The organism is Tritonibacter sp. SIMBA_163 (assembly GCF_046535935.1).
Lineage (GTDB): Bacteria > Pseudomonadota > Alphaproteobacteria > Rhodobacterales > Rhodobacteraceae > Epibacterium > Epibacterium scottomollicae.
Genome location: NZ_JAWJBP010001149.1, coordinates 1 through 242 on the forward strand (window position 1 = coordinate 1; position 242 = coordinate 242).

Annotated in this window: 1 pseudogene; it reads left to right on the plus strand. The window is 63.2% G+C overall.

The annotated features are described in order from the left end of the window. A pseudogene (locus R0J92_RS25925) lies at positions 1–242 on the plus strand (DNA-3-methyladenine glycosylase 2 family protein); the annotation flags it as partial.

The window sequence follows — 242 nt, forward strand, 5'->3', positions numbered from 1 at the left end:
CGGCCAATGCGATCTGGAACCGCCTGCGGGATGCAAAGCTCACGGGGCCGCTCAAGATCCTCTGGGCAACGGAGGACGATCTGCGTGCCGTCGGCCTCAGCCGCCAGAAGATCCGATACGCCCGCGCCCTGGCAGAGGCGCGCATTGATTTCAATGCGTTACGTGGCGCCCCTACAGCGGATGTGATCGCAGTGCTGACGCAAGTGTCGGGGATTGGGGTCTGGACAGCAGAGATTTACGCG